Here is an 11,950-nt window from a genome sequence, read left to right as displayed (position 1 = left end):
TTATTAAATAATGATAAAAATTAAAATTATAGCTTTTATGCTATTTATAGCTCTTGCTACATCATGTTCTTCTGGAGATGATAATAATAATAATAATGGGAATCAATCAACAACTGCATCTTTTGACTTTGTTTACAATAATGAAGTAAAAAAAGTTAGTTCATGGAAAGCTATTAAAATAGATGATTTCATCAAAGTTACTGGACAAACAGCTGATGGAATTGGTGTTGACTTTAAATTTAATATTTACGGGAATTTGTACCAAGGCTTTACTCTTAGTACTTCAGGAACAAGCTATGAGGTTTCAGAGGTTTTTACCTCCAACACTTTTACCTTTACTTTGGAGGATCTTAATACGATCAATAAAACAGTTAAAGTAAAGTTTTCCGGTAAATTGTATGAAGACGGATACGATTACGATGCGAATTATAGCACCGATCCATCAAAATTCATACCCGTAAGCGGCTCGTTTAATGTGCCGTATGATAACTTAGTGCCAAATATTCCAGGATTAGGAACTTTTGCGAAATTTGATGGTAAAGATTGGCATGGAATGTCACTAGATAGTTCTACTGAATTAATAGATTTTGACAAAATTACAACACTTAATGTTGAAAATGATGGAGAATATAGTTTAGGTATTGTTTTTCCAAAAGCCGACGTAAAAACAGGTACGTACGTTTTTACAAGCAATGAATTTTATAACAGAGTTTCTTTCATGAAATTTGATTTAGAAACTCATGAATTTATAAATTATAATGTTTCTGGAACTATAACGTATTCTGAAGTAAATGATTCTTATTTGGAGGGAACTTTTAGTTTGACAGCAACTAACCCCGTTAATGAATCAAAAATTGTAATTACAAGTGGCAAGTTTAAAGAAGGAAGATAAATAACATTTATTTAAATATACAATTAATCACCGAACTGGATTAAAAAGATAATTTTAAATTTATCGGAGATTAATGGTAATTATTCAAGAGCAAGATTTAACTTGCTCTTTTTTTATTATGTCCGGAATCTACATACACATACCATTCTGTAAGCAGGCTTGTCATTATTGCGATTTTCATTTTTCGACTTCAATGAAGAAGAAAGAAGAAATGGTTTTGGCTATTGCCAAAGAATTGCAGATGCGAAAAAAAGAGTTTCAAGATGAGATTATTGAAACGATTTATTTTGGTGGTGGCACGCCAAGTGTTTTAACGACTGAGCAAATACAATTTTTGATTTCAGAAGTATATAAAAACTATAATGTTTCCGAAAATCCAGAAATAACAATCGAAGCAAACCCTGATGATTTATCTAAAAATAGAATTATTGAATTATCTCAAAGCCCAATAAACCGATTAAGCATCGGAATTCAATCCTTTTTCGAAGATGATTTGAAGATGATGAATCGCGCTCATAATTCGGCAGAAGCCAAAAATTGTTTAGAATTTGCGACACAACATTTCGATAATATTTCGCTGGATTTGATTTATGGAATTCCAGGCATGAGTAACGAAAAATGGAAACAAAATATTGAAACAGCTCTATCTTTTGGAATTCCACATATTTCGAGTTACGCTTTGACTGTTGAACCCAAAACAGCTTTGAACAAGCTTATTCAAACGGGAAAAATTGCCAAACCCAATGATGAATTAGCCCAGGAACATTTTGCCATTCTTGTTGAAACGCTTGAAGCGAATGCTTTTATTCATTATGAATTGTCAAATTTTGGTAAAGAAAACTATTTCTCTAAAAATAATTCGGCCTATTGGTTAGGCAAAAAATACATTGGTATTGGTCCGTCAGCGCATAGTTATGATGGTATTTCCCGAAGTTGGAATGTGTCTAATAATTCTCTTTATTTAAAGTCTATACAAGAGGATAAACTTCCTAACGAAATAGAAATTCTGTCCATTACAGACCGCTACAATGAATATATTATGACGGGATTACGAACTATTTGGGGCGTCTCGCTTCAGCGAGTTGAAACCGAATTTGGAATGGATTACTTAAACTATTTGCACAAACAAACTCAAAAATTTATAAATGACGGTTTACTTTCAATTGATAATAATATTTTGAAACCTACTCCCAAAGGAAAATTTCTTACCGATGGAATTGCTTCGGATTTATTTTTCTTAAATTCGTAGGAGTTACTTAACTAAGGAAAATATTCAAAATGACAATTGAAAAAGCAAATAGTGAAGAGCACGAGATCCTAACAGAAATCACAAAAAAGTCAAAAGCATACTGGGGATATTCTCCAGAACAAATTTTACAATGGAATAATAGTCTAACTGTTTCTATGGATTACATCGAAAAAAATGATGTATTTAAATTAGTTAGTGACACTAAAATTATTGGTTACTATTCATATATAACTGAAGAAAATCATACTGTCAAACTCGATAACTTATTTGTTTTGCCCGAATATATTGGAAAAGGATTTGGTAAATACTTAATAGCTGATTTTTTAAAAAGAATGCGAGATGAAAAATGCAAAAAAATCATTCTTAATTCAGAACCAAATGCAGAAAAATTTTATCAGAAAATGGGATTTATAAAAATTGGCGAATTTGAAACTTCAATTAAAAACAGATTCATGCCGATTATGGAAATGAAACTTTAAAAACTATTGAATCAATTATCAACAACGAATTTATCAAATAGAAGAATAAAAAATGGCAGAATATCAACTTGCAGAAATAAATATAGCTAGAATAAAGGGTGTAAACATTAACGACCCTATTATGAAAGAGTTTGTCGATAATCTAGATAAAGTTAATAAAATTGCCGAAAACAGTGACGGATTTATATGGAGATTAAAGGATGAAGACAATAATGCAACTAATTTAAATCCCTACAATGATGAACAAATTATTGTGAATTATTCGATTTGGGAAAGTATCGAAACATTAGAACATTATATGCATAAAACCTTCCATTCGGAGTTTTTAAGGCGTAGAAAAGAATGGTTTCAGACTTTTGGACAGATTTCAACTGCAATGTGGTGGATTAAAAAAGGGGAAATTCCAGATCTTACCGAAGCAATGGAAAAACTGGATTATTTACAAAAAAATGGCACTTCAGAAATTGTTTTTAGCCTTAAACAGAAATATCCCAAACCATTTTATTAGTTTTATGAAAGCTACAATCAAACATAACGATCAAACTATTGAGGTTGACTTATCAAAACCTATTGATATTTCAATTCCGCTAACGAATACGGACGAAAATCCAATTGCCTGGTATATAGAAAAACCCGTAATAGAACCAGTTGTCTTTGGAGATTGGATTGGAAAAGTATCTGAAGGAAAATCATCAACTAACTTCAATAATATTTTCTTTAACCCCCATGGACACGGAACACACACAGAATGTCTTGGACATATTACACACGATTTTTACAGCATCAATGAATCGTTAAAGCAGTTTTTCTTTTTGGCCGAATTAGTTTCTATTGTTCCTGAAAGTCAAGATGAAAATTTGGTTATAACAAGAGAACAGATTAAAAAAACGTTGAATACTTCAATTGAGTTTGGATCGAATACAGAAGCTCTGATCATTAGAACATTGCCTAATTTTAAAATAAAAAAACACCTAAAATATTCGAATACCAATCCACCGTATCTAGAAGAGAGCGCAGCACATTTCATTCGCGAAATCGGAATTAAACATTTACTTATTGATTTACCTAGCGTGGATAAAGAACACGATGAAGGGAAATTATTGGCTCATAAAGCATTTTGGAATGTAAAAGATGTTAATAATTTGAACCCTAATGCGAGATTAGATTCTACAATTACCGAGATGATTTTTGTAGATGATAACGTCGAAGACGGAAATTATTTATTGAATTTACAAATTGCTTCGTTTGAAAATGATGCGAGTCCAAGTAAGCCAATTTTGTATAGTATTTTGTAGGAGGAATTGTAAATTGGCTTTAAATGCTTAAATTGTCATCATTATTCTTAAATAATTAAGAGTTGAAAACAACAAGAGTATTTTATACCCAGCAGATTAATCAATATTTACTTAAATCAGTAGTTTTTTTTGCTGTTTTGTTTTTATGTAATGGTACTGTTTTTAGTCAAAAAAAAGAAAGAGACACTTCAAAATTTGTGTTTTACCCTGATAAAATACTGATTCGAGCAAATTTAAGTACTCAAACAGATGCTCAAATTCTAGAAGACAAAAATGGAAGTAATCTAGATTTGGAAACCAATAATAGTTACAAAGTATTTTTATCAGTAGATTATAAATTCATAGGTTTTAGTTATGGATTTTATCCTCAATTTATAGGAGGAAATAAAGATGAAGATAAAAAAGGAAAATCTAAATTCTCAGAATACAACTTTCGCTTTTTTTTGGGAAAATGGCTTCAGACGGTTGATTATAGTAGAGTTAAAGGGTATTATATCGAGAATACACAAGATTTCTCTACTGATTGGCAACCCGACATTGATCCATATATTCAATTTCCCGATTTAAAAATAATAAAATATGGAATGTCAACATCCTATATTTTCAATCCAAATTTTTCCCTAAAAAGTATCACCTCTTTTACTGAATGGCAAAAGGAAAGTGCAGGAAGTTTTATTCCAACACTGATTTATGATTATAAAAGAACTTCTTTGGATGCAACTATTTTAAACGCCGAACAAAATGAATACGATGTAAGTTTAGGAACTGGTTATTTTTATAATTTTATCATTCATAAAAGATTTTACATAGCACCTAATTTGACAACTGCTATAGGTGTAAAATTCATGAATTCTAAAACGAATGAATCTGGAATTCAAGAAAAAGAACAGGATAACTATTTTTTGACAACTCTTAATGGCGGACTAAAAATGGGATATAACTCAGATAGAATTCTTTTGGGATTAAGTCTTCATTTTAATACCAGTTTTTATAATGAAAGTAAAAATCAAATTGTTTCAAGTGATGGTTCGTTTGGATTGTTGTATTTTGGATACCGATTTGATACTCCAAAATTTATTAGCAAACCTGTAAACAAAATCGACGATAAATTAAACTTTAAAAAATAAGGTATGAAGCTTAAAATTGAATTATTAGGTTTAGTTACTCTTGTGCTCTTCTCCTGTAGTGACAAAAAACAAGAGGTAAAAGAAGAAAAAAATATTGTAAAAGATGGTGTTAGCACAATTTCTGATACTGTAAAAACAAACCCTCAAGTAATTATTGATTCGACAGAAATTAAATTGAAAAATTTTATGGTTCATGATTACATTAAAGATGATATGAAATTTTTAACAGAAAGTGATCATAAATTTCAATTTGAAAATATCGATTTGAATGGAGATGCTATTCCAGAAACTTTTGTTCGCTTTTCTTCTCCTTATTTTTGTGGTTCAGGAGGTTGTACATTTTTACTTTTAGACAATCACCAAAAAATAATTACTAAATTTACCGTAATGGAAGCGCCTGTTTATATTGAAAATACGACTAAAAATGGTTGGGCAGTCTTATTGGTAAATGACCGGGGAGTTTTTAAAGATTTATCATTTAATGGAAAAAAATACCCTTCCAATCCGTCTGTTTTGCCAAAATCCTCTTATGATGACACAAGTGACCATTCGACAATTTTATTTGATAAGCCATTTGCTGAGGGTAAAATAAGTATATTTTAAAATAAAATTTTCAAACGTTCGTTATGGACAATATTATTTACGTTTCTACTGATAAAAACAAATTAGATGTTCCATTCATTCAACATTTTTTGAAGGATATTTATTGGGCAGCTGGAAGAACACTTGAGGAAGTACAAAGAACAATTGATGCTTCAGTTTGTTTTGGAATTTATCTTAATGATACTCAAATTGGTTTTGCCAGAGTGATTACCGATTATGTAGTTTTTGCTTATTTGATGGATGTTTTTATAACCGAAGAACATAGAGGGAAAGGATATTCTTCTATTTTAATCGATACTATGATGAAAGAGCCACAATTACAAGAAGTAAAAATATGGCGTTTAGCAACATCTGATGCTCATTTTTTGTATCAGAAATTTGGTTTCAAAGCATTAGCACACCCCGAAAAATTAATGGAAAAAATAGTATAATGAAATCAATTATCAAATTAGAAGAATTAGGATTATTTATACTCGGAATTTACTTTTTTAATCAAATCGATTATGCTTGGTGGTGGTTTTTAGTCTTAATTTTAGTTCCAGATTTATCTATGATTGGTTATATATTTGGAGATAAAATTGGTGCTGTATGCTATAATATTGCCCATCATAGAGGTATTGCTGTTATTTTATATCTTTCGGGAGTTTATTTTTCCAATGCAGAAATTCAACTTTTAGGAGTTATTTTGTTCTCGCATTCGGCTATGGACAGGATACTTGGTTATGGATTGAAATACGAAAAAGGTTTTAAATATACCCATTTGGGTGAAATTGGAAAATAAATGAATCTAGAAACATATTACGAATATTGTCTTTCAAAAAAAGGAGTTACTGAGCATTTTCCATTTGATGAAGATACTTTGGTTTTTAAGGTTGGAGGGAAAATGTTTGCTCTTTCATCCTTATTGCAATGGGAAAAAGGAAATCCACATATAAATCTTAAATGCGATCCCGAAAGAGCACAAGAATTACGTGCTGAATATGATGCCATAAATCCAGGTTTCCATATGAGCAAAGTGCATTGGAACACTATCACGGTAAACAATGATGTTTCAAATACTTTATTGAAAGAATTAATCGATCATTCCTATGACTTGGTTTTTAAAAGTTTAACGAAGAAAATTCAAATGGAAATTATTGAATTAGAAAAATAGACATTACTTTTGTAAAACAATAAAAAACATAGCAACTTGGTTACTTAGTAACTCAGCAACTTTATAAAAAAATGAAAGAACAAATTAAAAAGTTTTTAAACGAAGAACAAGATCCAAAAGCGATTGAGAAAGTAACTTCAAAGTTGCAGGATATTTTAATGAAAAATGAAGAAGTAGGATACATTGCAGTACAAAAAAAACCTGCATTGACCGTACTTCCAGATAGTATTGTAATGACTAACAAAAGGATTATCATTTGTCAACCTAAAAACTTAGGCTTGTCGATGAACTTTATTGATTATACTTGGGATGATATTGAAGCGACTTTTATAAAAGAGAACATTCTTGGGTCTGAATTTTCTTTTTCTACCAAAACTGAATTACAGGTTTCAATTGATTATATTCCTAAGATTCAAGCACGTAAAATATTTACGTATGCCAAAGAACAATTGGATTTATTGAAAAATACTACAACAACGACTGCTACTCCAGCATCAGTAATAACTGAAGAAATTGCTCCTTCATTAATACAGGAATCAGAATTGATTGAAGAAATGGAAACAGAAGAAGTGACAGATTTTGCTGAAATTATGCCTGTTGTTTCAAATTTTGCAGAACCTATTCTTGAAGACACAACAGTTTCAGCTGAGAAAAAAGATAGTGAATTAACACAAGACGAACTTTTTGCTAAACTTCAAAATTATAAAAAACTCCTTGATAACGGACTGATCTTACAAGGAGAGTATGATGCTTTCAAAAAAGTGATTTTGAGTCACATGTAAATAATTCAAAAATACAAAGTTAAAAGTCGGAAATAATAAATTCACATTTCCGACTTTTTTTTGGGGTTCAAGCTTAATTCTATTATTTAATTTTTAAAAGCAATAACAATCCATTATGTATTTATTCAAAAAAGAACTCTTGAATTTTAAGTTAAATTCTAAGTGAATTTTTTTATTTAAAAATGTTAAATTAAGAAATATCATCACTAACTATCTGTAAAAACACACGTTAAATAACTTATTTTTAATTTAAATGTAATATTATTCTTCAATATAATAGTATGCATGCATTGTTATTTTTGGAAAATAAATGATTTAAATAAGTGTTTTTAACAAAAAAATACAATTAACATCAAAAAATTTAAGATAAAATAATCATTTTGTGTTATTCGACGAAGCGTTGTTCATAGGAAAGGTAATAAAATATAAATTTGTCCAAATTTAAATTTCTAACATGAAGACAAAATTATTTTTATTAGGATTATTGGTTTCTACTATGACTATGGTAGGACAAACTACTAACTCAACAGATAGTAAAAAAGAAACTTGGTATTTTAAACTAGGAGGTTCTTATTTTATACAAACTGCCGCAACTGAATTTCCAGTTGTTGGAGGACAGTTGCCAAATAGAGATGTTTATGCGGGTACTTTGACAAATAATAAATTAATTTCAAGAGAAAGTGTGACAGGATCTTTTGGAGAAGGATTTAGAAGTGGAATTACTGCTGGTTACCGTTTTTCTCCACGCTTAGGAGTAGAATTGGCGGCTAATTATTATTCAAGTAATTCTAAAACTATGGCTCAAACAACTGATAGACTTGTTACACCAAGTCCTACTGCTAGTACACCAGTTACATATTTAAGTTTTACAGCCGAAGGACAAATTAAAGCTTTTGATTTAGCTCCAGCAATTGTAATGTTTTTAGGTGAATCTCATGGTTTTGAACCATATACTAAAGTTGGAATTATTGTTCCTGTTCATGGAACATTAGAAATCGAAACTAACCGAGATTATGCAACTTTTGTAGGCGCCAATCAAGTGGCAAATACCGTAGCATATTCAAAAGATGTCGTTAAACCTAATGCTACTGTTGGTTTTATGGCTGCTTTAGGTACTTCTTATAAATTAGGAAATCATATCTCTGCTTTTGCTGAATTAGAATACCGTAACTTTACTGTTCATGGAAAAACTAAAGAAACTACAGAATATACTGAAAATGGTGTAGATAAATTGAATACTACTACATCTTTCAGAAAAGCAACATATTCTACAATTCACACAGATTATGTTGATCATTTAGATAGTAATTCCAATAATTCAACATATAATTCAACTGGATTTGACGAAACAAAACCTATGAATGAATTAAGTTCTTATGTTGGAATTTCTGGTCTTGGTTTTACTTTAGGATTGAAATACAGCCTATAATTTGAACTAATTAAAATATTATAAAGACCTTCTGTAAAGAAGGTCTTTTTTTTTGGTTAATTTTTTTTTAACCCAAATACCCTAGCCCTGATAGAAGCGGTATCCTTTTTATGAAGTGATTTTTCTTCACTTTATAAAAAGACACAAGCGGATAGCCGTAAATAGCTTCTAATAATTGCTAAAATATTTCGATTACAGTAAATATAATTGTTATTTTGTAGAATCAAATTTTAGCTCATTATGTTCAAAAAACATTTTAAATATCTTCCCTTTTTGCTTTTGATTTTTTTTATAAGTTGTGCCAAAAGAGGTTCTATAACTGGTGGTTTGAAAGATACCATCGCTCCAACATTGAAATCTAGTTATCCTGAAAATTATTCTACAAAATTTACTGGAAACAAAATCAAACTTACTTTCGACGAAAACATCAAGCTTAAAAATCTTAACAAGCAATTAATTGTTTCACCTCCCATGAAGAATGAACTATTAATCATTCCAACAACTGCGTCAAAAACATTATCCATTACCATAAATGATACTTTGGCACCAGACACTACATACAGCCTTAATTTTGGACAAAGTATTGCTGATAACAATGAAGGAAACCCTTTTAACCAATTTAAATACGTATTTTCAACTGGAGATTATATTGATTCATTAGCTCTTGGAGGAAGAATAAAAGATGCTTATGATAAAGAAGCCCCTTCTTTTGTTTCAATTATGCTTTATGAAGCAAATGAAAAATTTAACGATTCTACCGTCTATAAAGAAAATCCACGATACATTACCAACACTTTAGATAGCTTAAAAACGTTTAGATTAGAAAATTTAAAAGCTGGTAAATACTTTTTGGTTGCTATGAAAGATAATAATAGCAATAACAAATTCAATCCCAAATCCGATAAAATTGGGTTTAACAAACAAATTGTGACCATTCCTAACGATACTGTTTTTGAATTGGAATTATTCAAAGAAGCACTTCCTTTCAAAGCCAACAAACCAAGCCAAGCTTCCGGAAATAGATTAATTATTGGTTATGAAGGGAATCCAAAAAGCAATGGAGAATTAGCCAAACTTACTCTGAAAAATAAAGAGGAGATAATTCCAGCCATAATCACTAGAATAGATAAAAAAGACTCTTTGCAAATTTGGTATAAACCACTGAAAGTCGATTCACTTTCACTAAATATTACAAAAGATAAATACTCAAAAGACTTTACTTTTAAAATTAAGAAACAAAAAAATGACACCTTAAGCATTAAAGCTCTTCAATCAGGAACTTTAAATTTTAGGGATCGATTTACTTTAGAATCCAGTACTCCTTTAGTAAATTTTGATAAAACCAAAATGACGCTTATCGACAAAGATTCGGTTGCTGTCCCATTTACTACAGCCTACGATGAATTTAAACAGCAATTATATGTTGATTTTAAAATCGATGAAGCACAGAAATACAACTTTAAGATGTTACCTGGTGCAGTTGTTGATTTTTTAGAAAAAACCAATGACACTTTATCTTTTAAAACTACTACTCGTAACTATACAGATTATGGGAATATCATTCTCTCTTTGAAAAATGTAAATCGTTTTCCAGTTATCATCGAATTGACCAATGAAAAAGGAGACATAGTAAAAGCAAGCGAATATACCGAATCCAAAACAGAGATCCAATTTAATCTGGTCGAACCAGCTATATACAACTTTCGAGCAATTTATGACGATAATAAAAATAAGGAGTGGGATACCGGAAGTTATTTAGAAAAGAAACAAGCCGAAGAAGTTATTTATCGTTCTAAAGAAATAGATGTTCATGTTAATTTTGATTACCAAGAAACCTTTGACTTAAGTATTCCATACACTCCTGAACCCAAGAAAAAGAAGAAAACTAAGGAAGAAGAAAGAAAGAAAAAGAGTTCATTTTAAATCAAAAAAATCTTGATCATTTAAAAAATTAAATTTTTTTCTGGCTTGAAGCTGCTCTTTTTTGCTCAATTCAACAATAAAAATACCTTCTGTCTCTATTGGCTCCAAAATATAATTTCCCAAGAAATCAACAACTTGGGAATATCCATTGTGCTCGAAATTATTATTATCAAAACCTACTCTATTAACTCCAATCGTGTAACTCATGTTCTCTATGGCACGCGCTTGTAGTAAAGTATCCCAAGCTAGAATTCTTGATTTTGGCCAATTGGCAACATAAATTAAGAGATCATATTCTTCAACATTTCGAGCAAAAACAGGAAAACGCAAATCATAACAAATCAAAGGACAAATTCTCCAGCCTTTGTACTCAAAAATCAATTTTTCTTTTCCAGCTGTATAAATTTTATCTTCACCAGCAAGAGTAAACAAATGTCGTTTATCATAAAATTGAATTTCACCAGAAGGAAAAACAAACAACAATCGGTTATAGAAATTATCATTTTCTTTGACAACCAAACTTCCCGTAATAGCCACACTTTTGACTTTTGCCAAAGATTGTAACCACAAAACGGTTTCGCCTTGCATAGTTTCAAAAACAGCTGATGGATTCATAGTGAAGCCCGTTGAGAACATTTCCGGAAGTACAATTAAATCTACTATTTCATCAATAGCATTGATTTGTTCTTCGAAATGATTTCGGTTGGCTTTTGGGTTCTCCCAAGATAAAGAGGATTGGATAAGTGCAATTTTCATATTATAAAATTAGTAAAATTAACTGTTCGATGGAATTTCTATAATTATTTAAATTGTTTATCGATTCTTGTTTATAATTTATATATTTATCTAAATTGTTTATTGAATCTTGTCTATAATTTATACATTTATCTAAATTGTTTATTAAGTCTTGTTCGTAATTTATATAATTCTTTAAATTATTTATTGAATATTGTTTGTTCTTTATATAGTTACATAAATTGCTTATTGAATCTTGTTTATAATTTATACAGCTATCTAA

At 29.9% G+C, this 11,950-nt stretch carries 14 protein-coding genes; 13 read left to right on the top strand and 1 reads right to left on the bottom strand.

The genetic code is table 11. The annotated features are described in order from the left end of the window. Positions 1-10 precede the first annotated feature (10 nt). The 13 genes from CLU82_RS10060 to CLU82_RS10000 all read left to right on the top strand — a co-directional run bounded on the left by CLU82_RS10060 (position 11) and on the right by CLU82_RS10000 (position 10,932). Entirely contained in the window at positions 11-892 is an 882-nt protein-coding gene (locus CLU82_RS10060) for a hypothetical protein (RefSeq protein ID WP_100842971.1), read from the top strand. Positions 893-1,010: 118 nt separating this feature from the next. Next, entirely contained in the window at positions 1,011-2,141 is a 1,131-nt protein-coding gene (hemW, locus tag CLU82_RS10055) for a radical SAM family heme chaperone HemW (RefSeq protein WP_100845002.1), read from the top strand. A gap of 29 nt (positions 2,142-2,170) precedes the next feature. Then, positions 2,171-2,620: a GNAT family N-acetyltransferase gene (locus tag CLU82_RS10050; protein WP_100842970.1), complete on the top strand. Its 450-nt coding sequence runs from the start codon at positions 2,171-2,173 to the stop codon at positions 2,618-2,620. A gap of 52 nt (positions 2,621-2,672) precedes the next feature. Then, entirely contained in the window at positions 2,673-3,128 is a 456-nt protein-coding gene (locus CLU82_RS10045) for a DUF3291 domain-containing protein (RefSeq protein WP_100842969.1), read from the top strand. 4 nt (positions 3,129-3,132) lie between these two features. Continuing rightward, positions 3,133-3,915 carry a cyclase family protein gene (locus CLU82_RS10040; RefSeq protein ID WP_100845001.1) on the top strand — a complete coding sequence of 261 codons (783 nt, stop codon included), beginning with the start codon at positions 3,133-3,135 and terminating at the stop codon, positions 3,913-3,915. A gap of 62 nt (positions 3,916-3,977) precedes the next feature. Beyond that, positions 3,978-5,042, top strand: a complete 1,065-nt coding sequence (locus CLU82_RS10035) for a DUF4421 family protein (protein WP_100842968.1) — start codon at positions 3,978-3,980, stop codon at positions 5,040-5,042. Between the two features lie 3 nt (positions 5,043-5,045). Continuing rightward, positions 5,046-5,645 carry a hypothetical protein gene (locus CLU82_RS10030; protein WP_100842967.1) on the top strand — a complete coding sequence of 200 codons (600 nt, stop codon included), beginning with the start codon at positions 5,046-5,048 and terminating at the stop codon, positions 5,643-5,645. A gap of 32 nt (positions 5,646-5,677) precedes the next feature. Continuing rightward, positions 5,678-6,076, top strand: a complete 399-nt coding sequence (locus CLU82_RS10025) for a GNAT family N-acetyltransferase (protein ID WP_100845000.1) — start codon at positions 5,678-5,680, stop codon at positions 6,074-6,076. Then, complete coding sequence (locus CLU82_RS10020) at positions 6,076-6,426, top strand: DUF4260 domain-containing protein (protein WP_100842966.1); 351 nt, start codon at positions 6,076-6,078, stop codon at positions 6,424-6,426. The genes CLU82_RS10025 and CLU82_RS10020 overlap by 1 nt, the downstream gene beginning before the upstream one ends. Beyond that, on the top strand, positions 6,427-6,798 hold the full coding sequence (locus CLU82_RS10015; protein ID WP_100842965.1) for an MmcQ/YjbR family DNA-binding protein: 372 nt from the start codon (positions 6,427-6,429) through the stop codon (positions 6,796-6,798). Between the two features lie 71 nt (positions 6,799-6,869). Then, the gene (locus tag CLU82_RS10010; RefSeq protein ID WP_100842964.1) at positions 6,870-7,580 is read left to right on the top strand and encodes a PH domain-containing protein; all 711 of its coding nucleotides are present in this window, start codon (positions 6,870-6,872) and stop codon (positions 7,578-7,580) included. Positions 7,581-8,034: 454 nt separating this feature from the next. Further along, positions 8,035-9,009 (top strand): outer membrane beta-barrel protein, encoded by a 975-nt coding sequence (locus tag CLU82_RS10005; protein ID WP_100842963.1) that lies wholly within the window; start codon positions 8,035-8,037, stop codon positions 9,007-9,009. Positions 9,010-9,249: 240 nt separating this feature from the next. Next, positions 9,250-10,932, top strand: a complete 1,683-nt coding sequence (locus CLU82_RS10000) for an Ig-like domain-containing protein (protein ID WP_100842962.1) — start codon at positions 9,250-9,252, stop codon at positions 10,930-10,932. Here the strand turns inward: CLU82_RS10000 and CLU82_RS09995 are convergent. Beyond that, the gene (locus CLU82_RS09995) at positions 10,924-11,688 is read right to left on the bottom strand and encodes an amidohydrolase (protein WP_100842961.1); all 765 of its coding nucleotides are present in this window, start codon (positions 11,686-11,688) and stop codon (positions 10,924-10,926) included. The genes CLU82_RS10000 and CLU82_RS09995 overlap by 9 nt on opposite strands. Positions 11,689-11,950 lie beyond the last annotated feature (262 nt).

It is taken from the genome of Flavobacterium sp. 5, from assembly GCF_002813295.1.
GTDB lineage: Bacteria > Bacteroidota > Bacteroidia > Flavobacteriales > Flavobacteriaceae > Flavobacterium.
This window is presented reverse-complemented; position numbering and strand designations above follow the sequence as displayed.

Bases quoted from the DNA above. Each gene is read 5' to 3' on its own strand.
- hemW (WP_100845002.1), top strand. From the start codon at position 1,011: ATGTCCGGAATCTACATACACATACCATTCTGTAAGCAGGCTTGTCAT.
- CLU82_RS10020 (WP_100842966.1), top strand. From the start codon at position 6,076: ATGAAATCAATTATCAAATTAGAAGAATTAGGATTATTTATACTCGGA.
- CLU82_RS10040 (WP_100845001.1), top strand. From the start codon at position 3,133: ATGAAAGCTACAATCAAACATAACGATCAAACTATTGAGGTTGACTTA.
- CLU82_RS09995 (WP_100842961.1), bottom strand. From the start codon at position 11,688: ATGAAAATTGCACTTATCCAATCCTCTTTATCTTGGGAGAACCCAAAA.
- CLU82_RS10060 (WP_100842971.1), top strand. From the start codon at position 11: ATGATAAAAATTAAAATTATAGCTTTTATGCTATTTATAGCTCTTGCT.
- CLU82_RS10015 (WP_100842965.1), top strand. From the start codon at position 6,427: ATGAATCTAGAAACATATTACGAATATTGTCTTTCAAAAAAAGGAGTT.
- CLU82_RS10050 (WP_100842970.1), top strand. From the start codon at position 2,171: ATGACAATTGAAAAAGCAAATAGTGAAGAGCACGAGATCCTAACAGAA.
- CLU82_RS10010 (WP_100842964.1), top strand. From the start codon at position 6,870: ATGAAAGAACAAATTAAAAAGTTTTTAAACGAAGAACAAGATCCAAAA.
- CLU82_RS10030 (WP_100842967.1), top strand. From the start codon at position 5,046: ATGAAGCTTAAAATTGAATTATTAGGTTTAGTTACTCTTGTGCTCTTC.
- CLU82_RS10000 (WP_100842962.1), top strand. From the start codon at position 9,250: ATGTTCAAAAAACATTTTAAATATCTTCCCTTTTTGCTTTTGATTTTT.
- CLU82_RS10045 (WP_100842969.1), top strand. From the start codon at position 2,673: ATGGCAGAATATCAACTTGCAGAAATAAATATAGCTAGAATAAAGGGT.
- CLU82_RS10005 (WP_100842963.1), top strand. From the start codon at position 8,035: ATGAAGACAAAATTATTTTTATTAGGATTATTGGTTTCTACTATGACT.